Origin of the sequence: Wolbachia endosymbiont (group A) of Icerya purchasi, from assembly GCF_947251635.1 — a bacterium.
Taxonomy (GTDB): Bacteria; Pseudomonadota; Alphaproteobacteria; order Rickettsiales; family Anaplasmataceae; genus Wolbachia; species Wolbachia pipientis.
The window spans coordinates 828742-852458 of the sequence record NZ_OX366357.1 but is presented as its reverse complement, the minus strand read 5'-3'; the positions used below and the strand labels follow the sequence as shown (position 1 = coordinate 852458).

At 35.0% G+C, this 23717-nt stretch carries 24 protein-coding genes and 6 pseudogenes; 15 read left to right on the top strand and 15 right to left on the bottom strand.

What is annotated here, in order from left to right; all coding sequences use genetic code 11:
• The first annotated feature begins 333 nt into the window (after positions 1-333).
• Positions 334-708, top strand: coding sequence for a TrbC/VirB2 family protein (locus tag OPR17_RS04485; protein WP_265021301.1), 375 nt, complete (start codon positions 334-336; stop codon positions 706-708).
• Here OPR17_RS04485 and OPR17_RS04480 read toward each other — a convergent pair.
• Both OPR17_RS04480 and OPR17_RS04475 read right to left on the bottom strand, forming a co-directional pair.
• Entirely contained in the window at positions 684-1682 is a 999-nt protein-coding gene (locus OPR17_RS04480) for a pyruvate dehydrogenase complex E1 component subunit beta (protein ID WP_265021300.1), read from the bottom strand. The genes OPR17_RS04485 and OPR17_RS04480 overlap by 25 nt on opposite strands.
• Before the next feature lie 547 nt (positions 1683-2229).
• Entirely contained in the window at positions 2230-3330 is a 1101-nt protein-coding gene (locus OPR17_RS04475) for an ATP-binding protein (RefSeq protein WP_265021299.1), read from the bottom strand.
• Positions 3331-3910: 580 nt separating this feature from the next.
• On the opposite strand from OPR17_RS04475, the gene OPR17_RS04470 reads away from it, so the two are divergent.
• The gene (locus tag OPR17_RS04470; RefSeq protein ID WP_265021298.1) at positions 3911-4363 is read left to right on the top strand and encodes a hypothetical protein; all 453 of its coding nucleotides are present in this window, start codon (positions 3911-3913) and stop codon (positions 4361-4363) included.
• A gap of 38 nt (positions 4364-4401) precedes the next feature.
• Here OPR17_RS04470 and OPR17_RS04465 read toward each other — a convergent pair.
• The 4 genes and pseudogenes from OPR17_RS04465 to OPR17_RS04450 all read right to left on the bottom strand — a co-directional run.
• Positions 4402-5305, bottom strand: a pseudogene (locus OPR17_RS04465) (IS982 family transposase).
• Between the two features lie 66 nt (positions 5306-5371).
• Positions 5372-5815, bottom strand: a complete 444-nt coding sequence (locus OPR17_RS04460; RefSeq protein ID WP_265021297.1) for an ankyrin repeat domain-containing protein — start codon at positions 5813-5815, stop codon at positions 5372-5374.
• Positions 5816-5947: 132 nt separating this feature from the next.
• Complete coding sequence (locus OPR17_RS04455; RefSeq protein WP_265021296.1) at positions 5948-7111, bottom strand: multidrug effflux MFS transporter; 1164 nt, start codon at positions 7109-7111, stop codon at positions 5948-5950.
• Positions 7112-7355: 244 nt separating this feature from the next.
• A pseudogene (locus tag OPR17_RS04450) lies at positions 7356-8218 on the bottom strand (IS982 family transposase); the annotation flags it as partial.
• A gap of 73 nt (positions 8219-8291) precedes the next feature.
• On the opposite strand from OPR17_RS04450, the pseudogene OPR17_RS04445 reads away from it, so the two are divergent.
• The 13 genes and pseudogenes from OPR17_RS04445 to OPR17_RS04385 form a co-directional block, all read left to right on the top strand.
• Positions 8292-8540 (top strand): annotated as a pseudogene (locus OPR17_RS04445) (transposase); the annotation flags it as partial.
• A 173-nt stretch (positions 8541-8713) separates the two neighbouring features.
• A complete protein-coding gene (locus OPR17_RS04440; RefSeq protein ID WP_095742622.1) occupies positions 8714-8935 on the top strand; it encodes a hypothetical protein in 222 nt (73 codons plus the stop codon).
• Between the two features lie 43 nt (positions 8936-8978).
• Positions 8979-9227 carry a type II toxin-antitoxin system RelE family toxin gene (locus OPR17_RS04435; RefSeq protein WP_265021295.1) on the top strand — a complete coding sequence of 83 codons (249 nt, stop codon included), beginning with the start codon at positions 8979-8981 and terminating at the stop codon, positions 9225-9227.
• 83 nt (positions 9228-9310) lie between these two features.
• Positions 9311-9532, top strand: a complete 222-nt coding sequence (locus OPR17_RS04430) for a hypothetical protein (RefSeq protein WP_265021294.1) — start codon at positions 9311-9313, stop codon at positions 9530-9532.
• The gene (locus OPR17_RS04425) at positions 9523-9798 is read left to right on the top strand and encodes a type II toxin-antitoxin system RelE family toxin (RefSeq protein WP_265021293.1); all 276 of its coding nucleotides are present in this window, start codon (positions 9523-9525) and stop codon (positions 9796-9798) included. The genes OPR17_RS04430 and OPR17_RS04425 overlap by 10 nt, the downstream gene beginning before the upstream one ends.
• Positions 9799-9970: 172 nt before the next feature.
• Positions 9971-10249: a YggT family protein gene (locus OPR17_RS04420; RefSeq protein ID WP_006279515.1), complete on the top strand. Its 279-nt coding sequence runs from the start codon at positions 9971-9973 to the stop codon at positions 10247-10249.
• Entirely contained in the window at positions 10250-12364 is a 2115-nt protein-coding gene (locus OPR17_RS04415) for an FtsK/SpoIIIE family DNA translocase (RefSeq protein ID WP_265021292.1), read from the top strand.
• A gap of 182 nt (positions 12365-12546) precedes the next feature.
• Positions 12547-13404, top strand: coding sequence for an Rpn family recombination-promoting nuclease/putative transposase (locus tag OPR17_RS04410; RefSeq protein ID WP_213863093.1), 858 nt, complete (start codon positions 12547-12549; stop codon positions 13402-13404).
• A 196-nt stretch (positions 13405-13600) separates the two neighbouring features.
• On the top strand, positions 13601-14068 hold the full coding sequence (locus OPR17_RS04405; RefSeq protein WP_265021291.1) for a hypothetical protein: 468 nt from the start codon (positions 13601-13603) through the stop codon (positions 14066-14068).
• Between the two features lie 197 nt (positions 14069-14265).
• Positions 14266-14892 carry a TRP75-related protein gene (locus tag OPR17_RS04400; protein ID WP_265021290.1) on the top strand — a complete coding sequence of 209 codons (627 nt, stop codon included), beginning with the start codon at positions 14266-14268 and terminating at the stop codon, positions 14890-14892.
• Between the two features lie 25 nt (positions 14893-14917).
• Positions 14918-16198 carry a flavodoxin-dependent (E)-4-hydroxy-3-methylbut-2-enyl-diphosphate synthase gene (gene ispG / locus OPR17_RS04395; RefSeq protein WP_265021289.1) on the top strand — a complete coding sequence of 427 codons (1281 nt, stop codon included), beginning with the start codon at positions 14918-14920 and terminating at the stop codon, positions 16196-16198.
• A gap of 141 nt (positions 16199-16339) precedes the next feature.
• Positions 16340-16636: a transposase gene (locus OPR17_RS04390; protein ID WP_265021288.1), complete on the top strand. Its 297-nt coding sequence runs from the start codon at positions 16340-16342 to the stop codon at positions 16634-16636.
• Between the two features lie 65 nt (positions 16637-16701).
• Positions 16702-17499 (top strand): annotated as a pseudogene (locus OPR17_RS04385) (IS256 family transposase).
• On the opposite strand, the pseudogene OPR17_RS04380 reads toward OPR17_RS04385, so the two are convergent.
• From OPR17_RS04380 to OPR17_RS04340, 9 genes and pseudogenes are all read right to left on the bottom strand, one after another.
• Positions 17480-18344, bottom strand: a pseudogene (locus OPR17_RS04380) (IS982 family transposase). The pseudogenes OPR17_RS04385 and OPR17_RS04380 sit on opposite strands and share 20 nt — an antisense overlap.
• Before the next feature lie 84 nt (positions 18345-18428).
• Positions 18429-18896: pseudogene (locus tag OPR17_RS04375) on the bottom strand (patatin-like phospholipase family protein); the annotation flags it as partial.
• A 27-nt stretch (positions 18897-18923) separates the two neighbouring features.
• Positions 18924-19157 carry a hypothetical protein gene (locus OPR17_RS04370; RefSeq protein WP_265021287.1) on the bottom strand — a complete coding sequence of 78 codons (234 nt, stop codon included), beginning with the start codon at positions 19155-19157 and terminating at the stop codon, positions 18924-18926.
• A gap of 68 nt (positions 19158-19225) precedes the next feature.
• The gene (locus OPR17_RS07445) at positions 19226-19537 is read right to left on the bottom strand and encodes an ankyrin repeat domain-containing protein (protein ID WP_406828685.1); all 312 of its coding nucleotides are present in this window, start codon (positions 19535-19537) and stop codon (positions 19226-19228) included.
• Positions 19492-19722, bottom strand: a complete 231-nt coding sequence (locus OPR17_RS04360) for a hypothetical protein (RefSeq protein WP_265021285.1) — start codon at positions 19720-19722, stop codon at positions 19492-19494. Before OPR17_RS04360 ends, OPR17_RS07445 begins: the two co-directional genes overlap by 46 nt.
• A gap of 54 nt (positions 19723-19776) precedes the next feature.
• Positions 19777-20733: a phage late control D family protein gene (locus OPR17_RS04355; protein ID WP_265021284.1), complete on the bottom strand. Its 957-nt coding sequence runs from the start codon at positions 20731-20733 to the stop codon at positions 19777-19779.
• Positions 20733-20939 (bottom strand): tail protein X, encoded by a 207-nt coding sequence (locus OPR17_RS04350; protein ID WP_406828444.1) that lies wholly within the window; start codon positions 20937-20939, stop codon positions 20733-20735. The genes OPR17_RS04355 and OPR17_RS04350 overlap by 1 nt, the downstream gene beginning before the upstream one ends.
• Positions 20936-21274: a phage tail protein gene (locus OPR17_RS04345; RefSeq protein WP_265021283.1), complete on the bottom strand. Its 339-nt coding sequence runs from the start codon at positions 21272-21274 to the stop codon at positions 20936-20938. Before OPR17_RS04345 ends, OPR17_RS04350 begins: the two co-directional genes overlap by 4 nt.
• A complete protein-coding gene (locus tag OPR17_RS04340; protein WP_265021282.1) occupies positions 21275-23653 on the bottom strand; it encodes a phage tail tape measure protein in 2379 nt (792 codons plus the stop codon).
• Positions 23654-23717 lie beyond the last annotated feature (64 nt).

Below are 23717 nucleotides of genomic sequence, written 5' to 3'. Positions count from 1 at the left end.
GATGAGATACCGCGAATAAATCGCGGTATGACGTAGGACTGCTGTCATCCCAGTGCTTGACACTGGGATCCAGTTGAGCTATTTCAACAAAAATACTGCATTTGAGATGAACGTTTATTCTTACCAAACTTATTTACAAATATAACAATTAAAGTCTGGATTCCAGCGTCAAGCACTGGAATAATATCGTTTACTATGTCTATATTACAATATTTGTGCAGTTGTGTGTCAACTACTTTTGTGGCACCGTTTGTTATTCAATCTTTATGCTAGTTTTACTAAAAATTATAATATTTTAGGTATAATTGCAATATCTAAATTTAAGGTATAGAGATGAACCCTAGGAAAGTTTTTAATATTCTTTTTATAGTATTATTTATTTCTTTTTCTCATGTTGGGAGTGCTGCCGCTGACACTAATACTGATACAACTGCTCAAGTAATATGTAACATTATTGGCTACGTTTGGGGAATAGGCGGACCGCTTATGACCGTAGTGATAATAGGTGCAGCTTTGCTTGCGATATTTGGTAGAATGCCATGGCCAGCTCTTTTTGCACTCGGTATATTTTGTGCTGTATTTTTCGGTGCTAAAACTATCGTCATAAAAGTAATAGGTGGTATAGGCGGCACTGGAAATACTTCTTTGATGGACCAATGCGGAACAGGAGACACAAAAAAGAACTATTTTTTTCTAAAACAGACCTGATGCACGGCTTCAATTATATCTTCCACTTGCGGTAATGCTTTTTTTTCTAGATTTGCAGCGTAAGGTAAGGGGATGTCCTTGCCAGTTACACGTACAACTGGAGCATCAAGGTAGTCAAATCCTTGTTCCATAACAACGGCTGACAGCTCTGCTCCTATTCCTGCAAATGGCCATCCTTCTTCTACACTAACTAACCTATTAGTCTTCTGAATAGAGTTAATAACAGTTTGAGTGTCAAGTGGTCTTAAGGTTCTGAGGTCAATAACTTCAGCTTCTATACCTTCACTCGAAAGTAAATCTGCTGCATTTAAGGCATCCATTAATTTTAATGAAAAAGCAGTGATAGTTACATCCTTTCCTTCCCGTATAACAGCAGCTTTGCCTATCTCAAGTAGATAATCTTTGTTTGATAGCTCAGAGTCAGAAACTTCATGCTCATGTCCATAAGCTATTTCGTTTTCTAGAAATATTACCGGATTAGGGTCACGAATTGCAGCTTTAAGCAGACCTCTGCAATCGGAGGCAAAATAGGGTGCTATTACTTTTAACCCCGGTATATGCGAATACCAAGCTGCAAAGCATTGAGAATGTTGTGCAGCAACTCTTGCTGCAGCGCCATTTGGTCCACGAAATACTATAGGGCATCCAAGTTGTCCGCCTGACATATAATTTGTTTTTGCTGCGGAATTCACAATTTGGTCAATAGCTTGCATAGAAAAATTAAAAGTCATAAACTCGACTATTGGCTTTAATCCAGCAAATGCCGCTCCAACAGCAAGGCCAGCAAATCCATGTTCGGTAATAGGCGTATCAACTACTCTGTTTTCTCCAAACTCTTTCAGTAATCCTTTCGTTACTTTATAAGCACCATCATACTCTGCAACTTCTTCACCCATGATAAGCACATCAGAGTCGTTTTGCATTTCTTCTCTAATTGCTGTGCATAAAGCTTCTCTTACACTTGAGGTTGCCATTTATAAACTTTTATAGACTTTAACTAAAGTAACTATATCAGAATTACTGGGGGTAAGTAAAGTGTACAAATTAAGTTTTACAAACATCATGACCAACTCATTCCAAAAAAAAATCTTCTTACGCTTGCTGGTTCTGGTTGCTAAAAATGATTGTATTGCTTGTGTTTTTAATAATATATACTGCTAAGTTAATAATAATTCACTTGGGAATAACAGAAAAATACATGATAATTTTATATTTCAAATAGAATAAAATCCTTTTTATTGATACTGTCTTTTTTTGTAAAAAACATTCCTAACTTTTCCACCACTTTTTCTGGCTAAGGTCAGTATAACTTTTGCTTGAAATAACTGTTTATATGGTGCAATTTACAGCTTTTAGTTGCTAAAATTATAACTCTTAATTTAATAATTTTAATCCAATAAGCTTTCAGGTTAATAAAATTAAATTATTTGAGTAAATGCAATACCATGTCTTTATTTGTGGGTAATAATAAGAATAACGAAGGTTGGCTCAGCTACACTTCTATAATTTCAATTTTTATGTTTACCGTATAAAAGAAGTTTCTTCTGTCTGTGTCTCCCTGTTTGAAACCAACCTTATTCTCTCTCTTTCTTGTTCTGAACTTAACCCGCGAAGCGCGTGATCGAAATCTTTCTCACTAATCTTAGACCGTCTTTCCTCAACAGCACACATTTTTGCCTCATTTACTAATTGCTCTAACTTAGCCCCAGAATAGTCTTCAGTCTTTTCTGCAATGTTTCTAAGGTTTAACTCTTTATCGGCTTTTGTACCTCGCATATAAAGTTCCAATATCCTTTGTCTCACTTCTATGTTTGGATTAGGGACATAAACCTTCTGACCTAAACGTCCAGGTCTAATAAGTGCTGGATCTATATCATCGATACGGTTAGTTGCACCAATTACTATTATATCTTTTCTGCTCTTAAATCCATCTATTTCAGTTAATAACTGTGTTAAACTCTCTCGACAATGGTCAGCTGAGGTATTAGCGGTACTTCTTTTTTGAGCAACTACATCTATTTCATCTATAAAGACTATACAAGGAGCATGTTTTTTTGCTACTTTAAAAAGCTCGCGTACAGCATGTGCACCATGACCAACATATACTCCAATAAGATCAGGGCCTGAGATGCTTATGAAATTCATATTTGATTCACCTGCAATTGCACGAGCGATAAGTGTTTTACCATTTCCAGGAGGGCCATGTAATATGTAACCTCTTAGTGAATTAATACTTTTATTTCCAAACAGCTTGTGCATTTCTTCTGTCATTTGGTCACGGCAAATCATCTGCAACCTTTGTTTTAAGGGGTCATCAATTATAGCATCAGCAAATGTTGTTCTTTTATCATCTGAATTAGCTAATTCTATTGATATAGGCAGCTCTACTTCCTTTAGTTTGCTGAATATTTGATCATATATAAACCAAGCAATAAAAAAGAAAACGACAAGTAACACACAAGGCATAGCTTCACTAACATAATGTGCAGCTAACTCATACCCTTTACTGAGCAACATTGTATGCATATAGGCAAACAAAAAAGCGATAGAGACAATAGTTGCCACGCATAGTAAACAGATTGCAATTCTTTTTAGTAATTCTGAAATTTCAATTTTTTTCATCTTAATACCCTATACCAACTTCAAACTAAGAATAATTTTATCTAGCTTACCTATTTTAGCTTGATTAGAGCGTTCAGAAAAATTATCAAGTACGTACTTTAACTTATTAAATACTAGAAACAATATATCCCCATATTGTCACATACATCTTTAAAGTTTACCAAATTCATTTTCAAAAAACAAGATTTTATTATTAACCCGAATTCTGGATTAGATTTTAGGTAAATTATTGAAAGTCTTGAATTTTACTAAATTAGTAACTAATCTTAAAATGCTTACTGCTTTATCGTAAATGCTAAAACAATAAGCTATTGATATTCTTGTTTTTTTAATCTCCAATCCAGAATTCGGGTTAAAAACGCTAACTTGTATCTTCAAGAAGTAAGACATAATAGCTCTAAAATGTCTTGCAAGGAAAGGTAAAGCTGAACGCTAACTTATGCCAGAAAGATACCGTCTTGTTTGCCTTTTTGAGTAGTATCATCTTATTTTTCCTGTAAATTTTGTTTATAACGCCTAAGATTTACGATATTTTAATCCCGGTAGAATATCTTATAAAATCAGATTATATGTTATACCTATGGAAATAGATAACTTTCAGCAATATTACAACCAAGAAGAAATGAAGACAGTAACATTAGCTCAAATTTATAAAGACTTGGTAATAAAGATATCCGATATAGTCGAACAAAATGGTGGAGCTATGACATGGGCAAAAGTTCCAGATACTAAAAATATTTTCATAGAAATAAAAATTGACACTTTAGGGCAAGGTAAAATTCAATTTTCAAAATTAACCCAAGAAAATCAAGCAGTATCCGTGCAGAATGATAAAAATATAGCAACAATTCAGTTTAATTATACAATTGATCCAGAATATACTTATTCTAGTTGCTATGGTAATAGATGTGAAAAATACCATTATGCTCAACAATTGTATTATGACTTTTTAATGATACAAGCTTCAGTAAAATATGATCAGTTAATTGACTGCTATAAATTAAAATTTGATAAAAAAAAGATATTTACTTGATGAGAGGAATAACAGTGTAAATCATATTAACGTGGAGACTAAAATAAGATTTCAAAATCAAGATGGTTCATATCTATAAACGCAAATTCTGGATTAAGGAAGGAAGTATAGGAAATAGAAGGCTTTTTGGATTTGATGGAATAGGAGATGAGAGTAGAAAAGATATGAACCAAGAAATCAACAGGGGATCTATGGCGAGTGTGTTCAATTTCTAGTCTATTTTTTAGGTAACATAGACCTTTTTCTCAGTAAAATCTTCTCATTTAGCGAAATTAATGTATTTTTCATACCTTTTTTCACCTTGGTAACAAGTTTCAAACCTCGGTCAAACAGCTTCTGAAAAAGCTCTTTTGCAATATAACCTTTGTCACCAAACAAAAGGCCGGTTAATTTTTCCGTCAAATTTGGCACAGGTATCCTATCATCAACATTGCCTTTTGTTAGCGTAAGTGCATGAATTTCACCATTTTCATTGATTACCATATGTAATTTGAAACCAAAAAACCAGCCGTAAGTACTCTTGCTTAATTTTGCAATTCCAGCAAAAACTTTGTTTTTGGATATTCTTTTTGCATGACAAACTGCAATGGGAGTTGTGTCTATATATGAGATTCCAGTGTTTTCTGACTGTCCACAAAGCCAATGCAACAACATTGCTAAATGCCACAAAACCCTAGGCTTTAGAGCAACAAACCTGCTATATGAAGGCAACTTTGGAAACTCTGATTTGTAGAGCAACGTTAGGTAATGTAGATAGAAAGTTTTGAAATTTTTACACGGAGATTGTTGATATAGCAGGATTATTGTCATGATTTCAGAGTGCTCAATTTCCGTTGTTCTTGTGGGTTTTTTACCATTTGGCAGTAGTTTGCCTGCAAAATTTTTCTCTATATCTCTGCAAAAATCATCGACCAAACAAAACAGTTTTGTTATATCTTCCATGGGTAACCTCATCTATTTTTTTATAATTGCTGAGTTTACCCTGTTTTCTGCCTTTTCTATTCTCCTTTAATCCAGAATTCGCGTTAATAGGGCTTTTACTACATCTTTGCCACCGTAAGTAGCCAAATGTAAAGGATTCTCTCCTTTATCATTTTGTGCATTAATATCTGCCCCTTTCTCTAATAGATCTTTTACTGCTTCCAAGTTGCCAAGCCTAGCAGCCAGATGTAGAGAAACCTTACAATGCTCAGCTTCTACTTTTTCGTATTTACTTAACACGTGGCGTTCTCGAGAAGAGTCATAAGCAATAAAAGTTGCTCCATTATCTAATAGAACTTTTGCTATATCAGAATGATCATTTTTAACAGCCCAATATAGAGAATTACCTTGAGATCCATCATATGCATTAACATCAGCTCCTTCACTTATTAGACGTCTTACTTCATTAATATCACCTTTTTTAGCAGCCTGAATTAAATCATTACCTATATCTTCATTTACATTACTCATCCCACACCTCCTGTAAAACTATATTGTTATGATAAAGTCGTTAATAATCTATGAGCTCTCACCCCCTGTAAAATTATATTATCATGATAAAGTCATTAATAACCCATGAGCTCTGGATCACGCAAATAATGGTTATTCCCTGTGTTTTTCAGTACATTTGAGCTGGCTGTACATAAGAATTGCAATTGTAGAGCATGCTATTGTTAATAGTAAATTTGGTAAAATACCATAGCGAAAAAATTTTCCTACTATATATATTCCAATAGCCCCAAATATCATATTGCAGAATGAGAGGACTGCACTACCAAGCCCTATACCTTTGATCGTTTCTAAAGCAGAAGTTACGTTATTGCTTATTATTAATGCAAGTCCGATATTGGCTGGAATCCAAACAGTTTGAAGAATTAATATATTTAACTTGTCCGCGAAATAAAAATATACCAATAAACTATCGGATATTATCGGTAACACCAAACCTATTATTAGCATTTTGCTAACCCCTACTTTTGGTACATACCTTCTATTAATTAAAGTTCCAATTATGTAAAATATGACTATGATCGATATGAGGTAGCCAAAATACTGTACTTCAATGCCCATCGATTCAAATATGAACGGGTAGTTAGCAATGTATGCCCAAAGCCACATGAAAGTTAATCCATGAATGGCTGAAAACCCAAGGAAACGATAATTTCTAAATATTGATATATATTGCTTGAAGATATTAGTAGTTATGTTAGTTATACCGGTTTCATTTTTATTTACAGTGAGTGTTTCTTGTAACTTAAAGTAGATAAAAATAAGTATAGCAATTGCTGCGAGTGACATAATAAAAAACAAAAATTTCCAATGATAACCATGTGAAATTATATAACTGCCCACCACTGGAGCTATTCCAGGTGAGAGCGCCACAACCATATTTAATTTTGAAATTACTCTCGAGTATTCACTACCCGAGTACATATCCCTTATTGCTGCATACCCAACAACACCTGCAACACCAGCCCCTGCCCCTTGTATGAAGCGAATTAGTATCAAGAGCGCAATATTGTCGGCTATATAACACATGACACTTGCCAAAGTAAAAATTGTCATACCAATCAGCATCATTGGGCGCCTACCATAATGGTCCGATAATGGACCATAAATTAATCCAGATACCGCAAATCCAACTAGATTTAAGCTAATTGTAAGCTGCACTACACTGCCTTCTACTTTAAAATAATTGGCAATGCTTGGTAGTGCAACTGAGTATAGGTCAGTTGCCATATCGACAATTGCTACAGACAATATCATAATAAGAGAGATGATATTTTGCGAAAGAGCTGTTTTCACTTAATGATTTATTGGTAAATATGCTTAATTATAATGTATTTTTTTTTATTAGTATATTAATTTAACTACTGAAATTAAGAGTAGCTATTCGAGAAAAAGCCTGTGAAGGCTCTATCCAGTAGGGTGTCATCCCAGTGCCCAGACACTGGGATGACAGGAGAAGGAGGCTACTTAGATGACACCCTCCTAACGCGAATTCTGGATTAAGGAAGGAAGTATAGGAAATAGAAGGCTTTTTGGATTTGATGGAATAGGAGATGAGAGTAGAAAAGATATGAACCAAGAAATCAACAGGGGATCTATGGCGAGTGTGTTCAATTTCTAGTCTATTTTTTAGGTAACCAAAAACAGTCTCAATGATAGACCTTTTTCTCAGTAAAATCTTCTCATTTAGCGAAATTAATGTATTTTTCATACCTTTTTTCACCTTGGTAACAAGTTTCAAACCTCGGTCAAACAGCTTCTGAAAAAGCTCTTTTGCAATATAACCTTTGTCACCAAACAAAAGGCCGGTTAATTTTTCCGTCAAATTTGGCACAGGTATCCTATCATCAACATTGCCTTTTGTTAGCGTAAGTGCATGAATTTCACCATTTTCATTGATTACCATATGTAATTTGAAACCAAAAAACCAGCCGTAAGTACTCTTGCTTAATTTTGCAATTCCAGCAAAAACTTTGTTTTTGGATATTCTTTTTGCATGACAAACTGCAATGGGAGTTGTGTCTATATATGAAATTCCAGTGTTTTCTGACTGTCCACAAAGCCAATGCAACAACATTGCTAAATGCCACAAAACCCTAGGCTTTAGAGCAACAAACCTGGTATATGAAGGCAACTTTGGAAACTCTGATTTGTAGAGCAACGTTAGGTAATGTAGATAGAAAGTTTTGAAATTTTTACACGGAGATTGTTGATATAGCAGGATTATTGTCATGATTTCAGAGTGCTCAATTTCCGTTGTTCTTGTGGGTTTTTTACCATTTGGCAGTAGTTTGCCTGCAAAATTTTCTCTATATCTCTGCAAAAATCATCGACCAAACAAAACAGTTTTGTTATATCTTCCATGGGTAACCTCATCTATTTTTTTATAATTGCTGAGTTTACCCTGTTTTCTGCCTTTTCTATTCTCCTTTAATCCAGAATTCGCGTGAGAAAAAGGTCTATCATTGAGACTGTTTTTGGTTACCTAAAAAATAGACTAGAAATTGAACACACTCGCCATAGATCCCCTGTTGATTTCTTGGTTCATATCTTTTCTACTCTCATCTCCTATTCCATCAAATCCAAAAAGCCTTCTATTTCCTATACTTCCTTCCTTAATCCAGAATTTGCGTTAAAAGGGTATAGAAGAATAATGGTTAGTGATTATCGAATTATTTATACGTAAATATTGCAAAACATAAGGTGTTTGTTGCTACAGCAGGACATAGAGACACCATTTATGAGAAGGCTACTTGATAAACATTAAATATATTTTTATACAGCCCTCCTTCCTTTCTTTATTGAAAAATTAAAAAAAATGTTGTAAAATAGCTATAGTAGTAGACTTTGGTAAAACTTATGGTAAATTCAAAAGTTAGTGTAACTTTCAACCCAGAAACTTCGCAGCATCTTGTTGAACTAGCTAGAGCCACCAAGCAGTCTGTTCAAAAATTAACAGAAAAGCTAGTCAAGGAAGCAATCGAACTTGAAGCGGAAGATATTGCATTTTCCAAAATTATTAGGGAGTTAAATTCTGATGATGCAGAAGAAGTAGAGGATAGTGAAGACATCTGGAAATAAGCAATACACCATTAAATATCTAAAGCATGTTCTTAAAAGAAATTTGTCTTCCTTGCCGGAAGATGTAAAGCCAAGTATTAAAGATGCAATAAAAGAGTATCTTGAGACTGATCCTATTGGTAACGGTGTGTTGCTACGCAAGAGATTAAAGGAGCATAGAAGAATAAAAGTTGCTGATGATTATCGTATTGTCTACCGTGTAAATACTGCAAAACGTATAGTAATTATTGTTTCAATAGGACACAGGGACAATATTTACAAGCAGGCAATATTGGACCTACTGAAACATTAAATATATTTTTATACACCACTCCTTTCTTTATTGAAAAATTAAAAAAAATGTTGTATAATTATTAGTAGACTTTGGTAAAACATATGGCAAATTCAAGCATTAACATAGCTCTTAGCGAAGAAACTTTAAAGCATCTTGCTGAATTATCTGAATTTACTAAACAGCCCGTTCAAGAATTAGCAGGAAAACTATTTAGAGAAGCAGTTGAGCTTGAAATGGAGGATTTTTTAGTATCTAAAATTTCTGATGAGCGTGATGTTGAAGGTGCAGAAACAGTTGATTTTGAAGATATTAAGTGGGATTAGAGCGTTACAAGGTTAAGTCTCTAAAGAGTGTTGTTGAAAAAGATTTACCAAACCTTCCAAAGACAATAAGGCTAAGAGTTCAAAAGGCTATAAAAGAACGTCTTACAGTTGACCCAATAAATTTTGGTGAACCACTACATCATAACTTAAAAGGACCTAGAAGGCTAAGAGTTGGTGACTATCGTGTAATTTACAGAGTAAATCAATTAGATCATATAGTAACTATCACAGAGATAGGACATAGAGATGATATTTATAAGAAATAAATATCAACATTAATATATATTATACACCCCTCCTTCCTTGTCCATTCTCTACTTTAGGTGGCTTTGCGCAGCTCAAAAAATGAAGTTTTTTTTTGGTTCAGCAAAAACAACATTTTGAGTTTGAAAAGGCTAAATACTTGTCTTTTATATAACTTTCGTGTAATAGATATGTATGCATCCAATCATATATCTACTCAATACGTTACTTGATCTTTATAGCTTCATTCTAATATGTTGGGTTGTCCTAAACTGGCTGGTTAAACTTAATATGGTGAACATATATAATGAAACTGTCAGTAGCATAATGCACATCTTGAACCAATTGACATATCCACCACTAAAGATTATTAGAAGATATATACCACCGTTCAACGGATTAGATTTATCTATAATGATATTGCTAATAACAATTCACTTTGTAAAATATACAGTAGCTTACTACTTTAGGTAGATGTTAAAAAAATATCTAAAATCAGCAATATATCTATCCCTTTTAATATATATATATATATCAGTTTTTAGCTATAACTATAAAGATCCTTCCTTAAACACGGCTACAAATGAGGAAGTGACAAATTTAGGTGGAATAGTAGGTTCATATTTAGCTGATATATTGGTTCAATTTCTTGGATTAACTAGTGTTACAATAGCTACAACCATAGTTTACTTGTTGATCTTCAGGCCAGCAAAAACACTGCTGAAAATTCTCTATTTAATATTAATCAATTTAGGGGTATGTGCTATATTACCACAACTTTCGCTAGGCATCACAGCAAGGTACAGACACAGTGGAATAATAGGGAATGCACTCGTTAACAACTGCCCGTTTTATATATTTGTGATAGTAACATCAATAGGTCTTGTAGGATCTGTTGGTTGGAAGAGAACAACTTACTCTATATTTTTCCTATTCAAAAAAATAGCTTGCTTATTTGTAAATGTTCCATTCTTCAGATCACATAAAACTACTGAGTATTCAATTGCACCATTAGTAGTAGAAGAAAAACATAGAACTAAAATCACTACTAAACAACAACCAAAAGAAAGACAGAAAAAAGCCACCGAAGAAATTTTCAGTGAGTTCGAATTTCCAAGCATTCATTTACTTTCCAAAGCAGAGGAGTCTTTGCAGAGAAAACAGCTGAATGAAATGGAGAGCAATAAAAATTTATCTCTGCTGGAACAAGTCCTGAGTGATTTTGGCGTGCAAGGAAAAATTATCAGTGTATGCTATGGGCCGGTTGTGACTTTATACAAACTTGAACCACAAGCTGGTACGAAATCTGCAAGAGTAATTGGGCTTGCAGATGACATTGCACGTTCGATGAGTGCACTCTCTGCACGTATTTCAATAATTCGTGGGCAAAATGCTATGGGAATAGAGTTGCCGAACAAGGAACGGGAAATTGTAATGCTGCGTGATTTGCTTGAATCACCAGAATACCAAAATGCAAACTTAAATCTTCCAATTGCGCTTGGCAAAGAAATAAGTGGAAAACCAGTTATTGCAGATCTAACTAAAATGCCTCACTTGCTCGTTGCTGGAACCACAGGGTCTGGTAAATCAGTTGCGATTAACACTATGATTCTGTCGCTCGTTTATCGATTAAGTCCTGATGAATGCAAGATGATAATGATCGACCCAAAAATGCTTGAGCTTTCAATATATGATGCAATACCACATCTAATAACACCAGTGGTAACAGAGCCAAAAAAGGCTGTAATTGCTCTTAAGTGGATAGTGAAAGAAATGGAAAACCGCTATCGCATGATGTCGTATTTGAATGTACGCAATGTTATAAACTATAATCAAAAAATCACAGAAGCGATGAATAGTGGAATAGAATTGGAGCGCGTTGTGCAGATTGGCTTTAACTCAACAACAGGCAAACCTCTGTTTGAAAAAATACCAATCAAAATGGAGACATTTCCGTATATTGTAGTGATTGTAGATGAAATGGCAGATTTGATGCTTGTTGCCGGCAAAGAAATAGAGTGCTCTATTCAGCGTTTGGCGCAAATGGCCAGAGCTGCAGGAATACACATCATAATGGCAACACAACGGCCATCTGTGGATGTGATAACAGGTGTGATAAAGGCGAACTTTCCAACAAGAATCAGTTTTGCTGTTACTTCTAAGATAGATAGCCGCACAATACTTGGTGAACAAGGGGCTGAACAATTGCTTGGTATGGGTGATATGCTCTATATGGCCTCTGGTGGTAAGATTATTCGAATTCACGGCCCATTTGTGAGCGATGATGAGGTACAAGATATAGTTGATCATCTGAAAATGCAAGGTGAGCCAAACTACATGGAGGAAATCACCAAAGAAGATGAAAATTCTTCTACGGAATTGGGTGATGAAACAGAGGATGAAGAAAATGACCTTTACAACCAAGCAGTAGCCATCATTCAAAGAGATCAAAAAGTTTCAACCAGTTACATTCAGCGACAACTTAGAATAGGCTATAACAGAGCTGCAAACATTGTTGAAAGAATGGAAAAGGAAGGTATTGTCAGTGCTCCAAATTATTCAGGAAAGAGAGAGATATTGGTGGAATAACAGGGCTTCTGAGAACGTTCATGCGCGTTAAGTTAGGCCATAGATGGGTATCTTAAAATTTGCTGCAAATGCAACTTTCTTGGCTATCTTTTACAAAGTTAAAAGTTGTCTTCCTTAAAAATATGATTGAATAATTGTTAATAATAGTGTATAATTATTAACGTTTCCTAACTGTACTTATTATGGCTTTTTCAAAATTTCTCGATCCAAAGTTAGATTTAACATTTAAGAAAATCTTTGGTACTGAAAAAAATAAGAATATTCTTATCCATTTTTTAAATGATATTTTAGGATGTACTGAAGTCAATACTATACAAGAAGTAGAATTCTTAAGCACTATTATGGACCCTGAAATTGCCTCTGATAGACAAAGTATAGTTGATGTTCTTTGCAGGGATTCTAGTGGGTCAAGATATATAATTGAGATGCAGCTCGCTCGCGACAAGGGCTTTGAAAAGCGCGCACAACTCTATGCTGCTAAGGCTTACTCAAGGCAGGCTGATAAAAATTACATTAATTTAAAGAAGGTTTTCTTCATTGCTATTTCCAATGGTATGCTATTCCCTGAAGAGGTTGAGTATATTTCTACTCACAATATACGTGATATAAAAACCAACGGCCATTACTTAAAAGATTTTCAATTTGTCTTTATAGAATTACCTAAATTTTCAAAAAGCAGAGTGGAGGAACTAGAAAGCACAATAGAAAGGTGGTGCTTCTTTTTTAAGCATGCAGAAGAAACGACAGATGAAGATCTAAAGAAAATTGCAGAGGAATCACCAATAATAAAGCTAGCATACGATGAATTAGACAAGTTTCACTGGAGTGAAAAAGATCTCCTAGCTTATGAAGAAAGAGTGATGGATCTACAGAAAGAAGAAGCCATCCTTGAATACAGACTTGATCTTGCTGAAGAGAAAGGTGTACGGAAAGGAAAAATTGAAGTCATAAAAGCAATGCTAGCTAATAATGTTGATGTCAACACTATTGTTAAGTTTACTGGCCTCTCCATGAGTGAGATCAAAGAATTGCAGAATTAAGTGTGAATGGTTACAAAAATACAATAAGCATTTTTCTTCATGTATTTCGTAAGTACCTTAATTTAAGTTTTCGCACTTTCAAAAAGCAAGTCAAACAAAATTATTAAAAGATCAATACATAATGACAGTTAATTTAATAATAATTTAAACATTTGGAATGTAAAATTATAATATATTAATTAACTAGGGGGTTAAAATGGTAAAAGAATTTTTTCGTGATTGGTTCGGTGTAACAAAGAATGAAGCGGACATCGCAAATAACGCAGCAATTGATGCAGCACAGGCAACGGACATTGCAAATAACACGGCAATCAATGTAGCGCAGTCAGCAGACATTGCAAATAACACGGCAACCAATGTAGTGCAGTCAGCGGACATTGCAAATCTGACAGCAGAAAATGCATCGCAGGCAGAGAAAATTACAAATCTGTCAGAGGCAGTAGCAGATCAAGAAAAAACACTACTAATTTGTGCCATAGTCAGTGCTGTTGCCGCAATAGCGATAACTTCTTTTGTTGCATTCTGTATCTATCAGGGAGTTAAGTGTGAAAGGGAGAAAGAAAAGAACTTGTCTAAAGATACACCAGACGCAAAACTTAATAATGTAGATACTACCGATGGTACTGAAAAACTACAGAATAACTTAAAAGTTGCAAACATATAGCTGCATAACACTTTTCTTGAAAAGGTGTTACGCAACTTGTAACACCTTCCTCTTCTCTTAGCCTATGTAGGTTTTTTTGATAGCAAACATATCACTTTTTAGAAAAATATTTGTATTGTAAAGTTAGTAAAGATTCTGGTTTACTTAAAGTTTGTTAATTGCTATCTTTTAAAACACGATATTTACTATAGCACCATATGCTTAGGGTTTTTTCTAAAGTTTTGTTTATATTAATGTTTTTGGTTTCTAGCTTTTTTACTGTGCATAGTGCTGAAGCTAAGTCTAAGGTAAAGCTCAGTAAGAAATACATACCTCCTGGTAACCCTGGTGGTGCAAACTTTCATACAGATGAGGATTTTGCTGAGTCATATAAACTGTATGAGAAGCGTAGGGAATTGCTCAAGAAAAAAAAGTTACAAGATCGAGCTATAAATAAAGAAGATCTAATCAAAAAATTAAAAGAGAAGAAAATTGCTAGTCTTGATAATGAGCCAAATGACATGGAAGCTTGCATAGTCGACGATGAAGAGAGCGCTATGATAAATCAGCATGGTATTAATATCGCACGTTTAAGGGGTGCTGTATTTATAGATCAAGAGCCAGTTTTCCAGTATGAAAATAAGCAGCATGAAAGTGAACAACAAGAAGAGAAGAAAGTTACTTCAACACGAGAAAAAAAAGTTTCTCCTATAAATGTCACTATAAAAGAAACTCCATCAAGAAGAACGTGCTCACATGATTCTATTGCTAATTTGGATAACGTAGATGCTTATAGTTTGAATGGTTCAAGTTCATTTGGCAGTGTAGCTGACACAGTAAAATAGTATCACAATATTGGCCATTAATAATATGCTAGATAAAGACCTGATATTGAATGATGATGCATATGAATTATTGCCGATTTCCAGGCACAAAACTCATGTTGTAGAAGTTGGAAAAGTAAAGATAGGTGGAAATAATCCTATAGTTGTACAATCTATGACGCTTGGCGTGCATATAGATTCTGATAATATAAAAAGTAGCGCAAAACATTATGCAAAAGAGATAACAGAACTAGCGCGTACAGGTTCAGAATTGGTGCGAATTGCCTTGAATTCAGAGGAAGTAGCAAGGGCAATACCTTATATAGTAGAAGAGATAAATAAAGAAGGTTTTGACGGTAAAATATTGGTAGGCTGTGGTCAGTATGAGCTAGATAAATTAGTTCAAGATTATCCAGACAACATCAAAATGCTGGGTAAAATTAGGATAAACCCAGGCAATATAGGCTTTGGCGACAAACGTGATGAGAAGTTTGAAAGGGTTATAGAGTATGCAATAATGCACAATCTTCCGGTTAGAATTGGAGTAAATTGGGGTAGTCTTGATAAATACCTTTTGCAAAAATTGATGGATGAAAACTCTTCGCTTAGTAATTCAAGGCCTTCTGACGTTATACTGCGCAAAGCACTTGTAATGTCTGCTCTTGATAGTGCAAAAAAAGCTGAAGAAATTGGTCTAAATTCAAACAAAATAATCATTTCATGTAAAGTTAGCAAAGTACAAGATTTAATTTTAGTTTATATGGCACTTGCAAAATCTTCCAATTATGCACTACATTTGGGTTTAACTGAGGCTGGTATGGGCAATAAAGGTGTGGTAAATACCGCAGCAGGGCTTACTTATTTATTGCAAAATGGCATTGGAGATACAATACGGGCTTCTTTGACTCAACGTCCTGGTGAATCGCGTACTAATGAAGTGGTGGTGTGTCAGGAAATATTGCAGTCTATAGGCTTGCGACACTTTAACCCTCAGGTTAATTCATGTCCTGGTTGTGGGCGCACGAGTAGCGATCGTTTTCGTATATTAACTGAAGAGGTGAATGGCTATATAAAAACTCATATGCCGATGTGGAAGAAAAAAAATCCAGGTGTAGAGCATATGAGCATTGCTGTTATGGGATGCATAGTAAATGGTCCTGGAGAAAGCAAACACGCAAATTTGGGAATCAGCTTGCCTGGATATGGAGAAAAACCTGTTTCAGCAGTCTACAAAGACGGCAAATATTTCAAAACTTTACAAGGTGATAATGTCTCTGAAGAATTTAAGGTAATTATTGATAATTATGTGAAGGAGCATTACACGTAACCTTTCACGGTTAATTAATAGATAAATCGCAAATAAAAAAGAAAATTAAACCTTGTTTTTCTTTTTTCGTTGGGAATGTTCAAAAAAGTGTGTCAAACCGAAAAAAAGTAATAAATTGATATAAAAAATGGAGGTTTGACAATGAGTCAGAAAGTAGTAAACAGAACTACCGGATTGGTAGATTATAAAGAGTTGGAAACAAATATCCTGTCGTCTATACGAGAAGGAAGACCGTTGACAGGAAGGGACGGAGCATTAACACCATTTATAAAAAAGCTGCTGGAGGCAAGTTTGGAAGGTGAAATAGAAAACCACTTGTTGGCTGAAAGCGAAGAAAATAATCGAAGAAATGGGAGAAATGGAAAGACTTTACGGACAAGTGCAGGTTCATTTGAGCTTTTGACGCCAAGAGATAGGGAAGGAAGTTTTGAGCCGTAAATAGTCAAAAAAAGGCAAACAAACCAGAGCTTGAAACGAAGATTTTGAGCACATTTGCCAGTGGTATGAGCTATAGAGATATAGCGTCACACGTTGAGGAAATTTATGATCACAAAATATCGGTTGCAGAGATATCAAGTATTACCGACAAATTACTGCCTATAATAAATGAATGGCGTAGTCGTCCACTGCAATCAGTATACCCGATAGTATTTATGGATGGGATGTTCTTTAAGGTCAAAGAGGATGGACATTGCGTAAGTAAATGTATGTACAATATATTGGGCATAGACCAAAATGGCAGAAAAGAAGTCTTGGGCTTTTATTTTGCTGAAAGTGAAGGAGCTAACTTTTGGTTGGGAGTGCTAAATGACCTCAAAGAAAGAGGAGTAGAAGATATTCTGATTGCATGTGTAGATGGGCTAAAAAGCTTTCCTGCAGCTATAAATAGTGCGTTTCCTAAAGCAGAAGTACAGCTATGTATAGTGCATCAGATAAGGAATTCACTGAAATATGTATCAAGCAAAGATGTGAAAGTTTTCATGAATGATCTGAAAAAATATATCGTGCTGCAAGCAGAGAAATTGCCGAGAATTACTTACTTGAGCTAGAAGAAAAATGGGGAGAAAAGTACCCATTGGTTGTAAAATCGTGGCAGAATAATTGGATCCGACTATTTCAAGTATTCTGGTCCAGTTAGAAGGCTAATTTATACTACCAATCCTATTGAGGGACTGCATAGACAGATTAGAAAATTTACTAAAACTAAGGGCTCATTTACCAGCTTGTATAAACAGGTATATTGTGCTATAAAAAAGGCAGAGCAAAATTGGACTATCCTTATCACGCGAATTCTGGATTAAGGAAGGAAGTATAGGAAATAGAAGGCTTTTTGGATTTGATGGAATAGGAGATGAGAGTAGAAAAGATATGAACCAAGAAATCAACAGGGGATCTATGGCGAGTGTGTTCAATTTCTAGTCTATTTTTTAGGTAACATAGACCTTTTTCTCAGTAAAATCTTCTCATTTAGCGAAATTAATGTATTTTTCATACCTTTTTTCACCTTGGTAACAAGTTTCAAACCTCGGTCAAACAGCTTCTGAAAAAGCTCTTTTGCAATATAACCTTTGTCACCAAACAAAAGGCCGGTTAATTTTTCCGTCAAATTTGGCACAGGTATCCTATCATCAACATTGCCTTTTGTTAGCGTAAGTGCATGAATTTCACCATTTTCATTGATTACCATATGTAATTTGAAACCAAAAAACCAGCCGTAAGTACTCTTGCTTAATTTTGCAATTCCAGCAAAAACTTTGTTTTTGGATATTCTTTTTGCATGACAAACTGCAATGGGAGTTGTGTCTATATATGAGATTCCAGTGTTTTCTGACTGTCCACAAAGCCAATGCAACAACATTGCTAAATGCCACAAAACCCTAGGCTTTAGAGCAACAAACCTGCTATATGAAGGCAACTTTGGAAACTCTGATTTGTAGAGCAACGTTAGGTAATGTAGATAGAAAGTTTTGAAATTTTTACACGGAGATTGTTGATATAGCAGGATTATTGTCATGATTTCAGAGTGCTCAATTTCCGTTGTTCTTGTGGGTTTTTTACCATTTGGCAGTAGTTTGCCTGCAAAATTTTTCTCTATATCTCTGCAAAAATCATCGACCAAACAAAACAGTTTTGTTATATCTTCCATGGGTAACCTCATCTATTTTTTTATAATTGCTGAGTTTACCCTGTTTTCTGCCTTTTCTATTCTCCTTTAATCCAGAATTCGCGTTCTTAGTGCATCCTTCAATCTAATGAAATTCCTATCCTCTTTCCAACTTTTGAAGAAAAACGGATAATTGTTATGAATATCGTAACTTGCAATCAACACCTTACTTAAAGTGTTTTTAAGAATATCCTCACCAAAATACTTCTCCAGTACTGATTCAATGTTTTCGTATGGGTATTGTGCACAGTTAAACCACGATAGTATTGATTGCCTAAAAAATGAAGACTTGAAAATATATGCTCCATACTCCTGGTAAAGCTCAACTAAATCATTTGCAGAGTACTGAGGGTTTCCTTGATCATCTTTCTTGCACAACCCAGCTACAACAATTCCGCCTGTTGAAGTACCAGCCATTAGATCAAAGATTTGAGAAATAGGCTTCCTTGCTCTCTTTTCTATTTCTGCTAGTATTAGCGCTGGTATGATGCCTCTTATGCCTCCGCCGTCAACGGACAAGATATATTTAGTCATTGTGAGATGAAAATTTAGATAAAGATGTTAAGATTTAATTTTTCCGCTTAAGACTTGTAATTTAAACTCATCAAGTTCCTCAGAAAGATTTTTTACCCGTTCTTCCAGACGATATACCGTAACGGTCAATCCGTTGTTCTGCTCTATAAATTTATCATGCATGTGAACCCGTAAATCTAGCTTGGCAAGCCACCATATCGCCGCTACCGTCTGTATTAACATCGTTATAATTACTGCGATTGGGATCTTTTGATTTTGCATAATGTAATGAGATATTAATTTATTGTAGATAATTGTTGAAAATTTGTACTGTGTGTTGTATGTACAGTTTATTGCTCTGGCTTATACTGTTTTTCCGCCTGATTAAGCAGATCTATTATTTCTTCGTATTCGTAACGCCCCTTATTTACAGGATAAAATGACTCCTTTATTGCTACAGTTTTTGCAGTTCTCCCTTTCCAGCCTCTAACGTGAGGATTGGCACCTCTCTCCAGCAAAAGTTTTACAACCTCCAATTGACCACCGTCAGCGGCACCAAGTAGTGCTAAACTAGTATTTATATCTACTCCTTTATCTAACAGAAATGTGACAATTTCTAAGCATCCTTTCTTTGCAGCATGATATAATGCTTTTTTACTAATGATTTCACAGTTTCCAAGTCACAGTTCTTAGTTGCAGTTTGTAACGTGGTATAAATATCATCATTAATATCCTTTTTATCAAACAAGAAGGAATATATAGCAACAACACACACTATCAATATTATCAGAAAAATTAATCCATCTGTTGAGCTTGCTCGAAGAGCTCTTCTCAAATTTCTGTTCATGGCACACCTTATTGTTCCTGCTTGGCATTAGACCACCACTTGCTTAAATTTTCTTTAATCAATTCTGCTTATTACTGCTTCTATCATAGTTTGGTACCCTCTATTATTTAGAGTGTGCTCTGCCCTTTCTATTACCCATTCCCCATCTATCTCTTGACAAAACCCTGATAAATTTATTTTAGCTTCTGCAAACAACTCTGGATTTCCTGGTATTGTTACGTTTAATTTTGCTTCACCGCGTTTTAGTCGTCTTAACTTAGCACTTGCTGCACTGATCGCTGATTCTGCAGTAGGATAAAGTTTATATATCGGATAACTTGGTCTTTCATTGCCTACTTTTTCTTCTATGGTTTCTCCTCTTTCATAGCTGTACCATTTTGCTATAACTGATCCATATTTACTACGTACATTAAAATTTACTTTCCAATTTATCACATCTTTGGGTGTCAGTAACGTTGTGCCTAAAACCTTCCCTGTTGCTGACTTTCCTTCTCCTCTTGGAATAAAAATTATATATCCTCCCACAGATTTTACCGTTGCTTCATGCTCATCTCCTATCCTTTTCAAAAAATTCATATCACTTTCATCTGTTTGAGTGATATGCGGTATAAATATGTCTTCAAATTTTTGTGCAATTTTTGCTTCGTACCCGTGCTTTTCTGCTATCTCTCTTACCAAATTGCCTAAAGTAATTTCTTTCCATTCTTTTGATGTTTTTTCTTTCAGCGACCCTCTTAACTTTGCCGCTTGGCATTTAACTCTTAAAATCTGTGGTGGGCTTTGTATCGTAATCTCACTTGCTACATACACTCCCATAGGCAATAACCCTGTCTCTTTATACCCAAGAAAAACTTCCAACTCACTCTTGAGCTCTAAAGCATTATTTCCATGCTCAAAACATATTTCAGCTTCATCGCTCATTGTCCCAGATTCATCAGTAATACGCAGAGATATTAAACTACTTCTCAAGATGGAGTTATTCTCCGCTATTAGATTAAAATCTGGTCTCATTAATCTAAAATTTTTACAACAGACTTTTGTGATGCTCTTTGAATCTCAGGCAACTTAATTTTTAGTCCTCCTGGCAAGAAGCTACCATACTCTGCAAGTCCAGGATTTTCTTCTAAGACTGCTTCCACTGATCCAGAGCTATATCCATAATGTTTCCAACAAATATAATCCAACATCTCATTTTCTTTGGTAAAATAATAAATCACTTATTATAGCTTTTTAACTTTATTTGAAACTCAACCTTTCTTGGCAATCCACAAGGAAAGTATGATGTTTGTTTTTCTTCTACATTAGTAACGACAAAATTTCCTAACACCTTTCCTGAACCATCGACCAAAACATTTGGCTCACGCATATTCCTTAGTTGTTCTAAACTGCCATTTTGACGATGCGGATAAATCACTCCTGTTAAATCAATATTCTCAATACCTGAGCCGATATTCTGCAGTGATGTTTTTTCAATACATTCAACTGTATGCCACCTCTGCTCTTTACTGTACCTGATGCTCACTGGATCAAATTTAAATTGCCCAAGTAACACTTAATATACCTCTTCCACCGTATCAAAGAGAGCGCCTCTTGCTTGTTCTCTGAATCTTTCTATTACTGCATCAGCAATGCTACGGGCGTCTTGGTTGGGCTCTGCTTTAACAATTATATTAAATGTTTGATTAAATGTCTGGTTGTGTATTTTCGACTCCTTTTTTTCAAATCTGTTTTTTTCAAATATTTCATTAACTTGATTACCTTCTATAGACTTCTTTTCCTCAATAAGGCTTTTGTTTCTCTTGGAGATTTCTTTAATTGCATTATTATTCGACGGATTACTAGAAATGCTACTTTTAAGGGGAGTATGTATTTCAGCAACAATACTTTTTCTTTTTTCAAATTCTTTCAGTGGGCTATTTTCGGCAACTTTTCCAAATATACTACCAACGGTACTTCCCATCCATGAAAACATCTCTCCAATGGGTTTTATTATCGATTTCCAGATGCTAGAGAAAAAGTTCTTTACCTTTTGCCAGTTAGTTATAATAAGTGTTGCACCAGTTGCAATTGCAGCAATAACTGCTCCTATAGGATTACTTATCATTACTGCTGTTAAGATCCTAAATCCTCCTACTACTGCAGAAAGAGCTAATGATAGCAGAGGAAAAGCTTTTGTTGCTAAGCTCAAAGTCGTAGCTTTTAAAACACTCAGTCCAGTAATTACCACTGGAATAGCATAAGTCGATAGAAAGGAAAATGTTGCTATTGCTTTTGCTGCTAAACTCCAAACTGTTCCCATGAAAAGACTAAGTATATAACCACCACCTACTAATAGAACTTTAAGACTTATTAGTGCTGCTATGGTACCCATGATTGCTGTAGTTACAGTGGGATATTTTTCTGCAAATGAAGCTATATGTTCACTTACCCATTTTAACCTTTCAGCTATAGGTTTTAAAATAGGTAACATCACTGAACCCAGATTCATACCAACTTCTGCTATTGAGTTTTTCAGCAATCGCAATTGGTTAGCTGTTGTACTCACACGATCATTAAATTCTTCCTGCAATGAATTTGCACGTTTCCCTTCATCAGCTAATAAATCCAGCACCTTTTCATATACTTTTGAGTTTTCAAGTAGTAGTGCTATATCATCTTCGGCTCCCTGTCCAAAGAGTTTTAACAGAATGCCAGCCCGATCATGTTTATCTATTTTTTTTAAAATTTCAAAAAAATCTAGTAGTGCTTTTTGAGGGTTTTTCTTGATATTCTCTTCGAGTTCTTCTATATCTATCCCGATTTCTTCTAGTGTTTCTCTAAATTCATCTCCTTGCTTCCCTGACGTTTGAAGTTTTACCAGCACACCATTTATCATTTCTGCCGCTTTCTTTGGTTGTTTTCCTAACATAACGAAAGCATTGACTAAGCCAGCTATCTGCTCAATCTTCAAACCAAATTGTCTTGCTGCACCACTGGCTATATTTATTCCTGCCATTAAATCTTTTGCTTCAACAGAAGTATTGCTTGCAAGGTGGTTTACTAGATCTCCCAAGTTTCTTAGATCTTCTAGGCTCATTTTATAAATGTTATAAAGTTTACTAACATCACTTCCTACTTCTTCTACATTCATACCAAAATTTACTGCCATTTTCGACACTATTTCTGTAAATTCTAAAAGATCTTTTTTTTCTTTAATACCAAGTCGAGCACCACTTGTAGTTATTTGTGCCAACTCTGCAGCAGATAGTGGTATTGTTCGGGATAGCCCTTTTAACATTTTACCAAGTTCTATAAATTCTCTATCATTATCTTCCTTGTCATCAGAAAGTTTTATCACTGCCTTAATATTAGCCATAGCACTTTCAAAGTCAATTGCAACTTTAATTGGAGCTGCAAGTGTTAATGCTAGTGCTGCTGTTTCTAGTAATTGTGATTTAAAATGTGCCCTTTTTGCTGAGAATCTCTGGTTTGCTTTGGTAGCAAAGTTTAACTTACTATATTGACTTCTCAGCCTGTTTGCAGAAGCACCAAGTTTATCTTGATCTCTTATCAAAGACTGTATATTCTTTCCACTTTTCTTTAATTCTTCACTAAATGTATGTAGAGTATTTCTCTTCTGTAGATACTCTGTTTTGGCCTTTATTGCTGATTCCTTAGCCTTATCAAACTGAGCCTTTAAATCTTTACTTGGCTTTGCTGTTGCTTTGATTTGCTGAGCCAAGGACTTTACTTGCACTTCTAAACCTTTCCAGGATCTCTTGGCAACTAACGTATTGCGACTTAATTCCTTAAACTTGGATACAGATTTTATCGACGTATCAAGTTGCCTTATTGTACCACCAAGACGGGAAAGTTGAGCGCTACTTCCTGCCATTGCGCTATTAAAGCTACCATCTAGTATGGCTCCTATTTTTACTGATAATGTTGACATTTAGACTCCTCTGCTGCTTTTGCCCATAAAATAAATTCACTCATTTCCATATCAAGTACCTGCT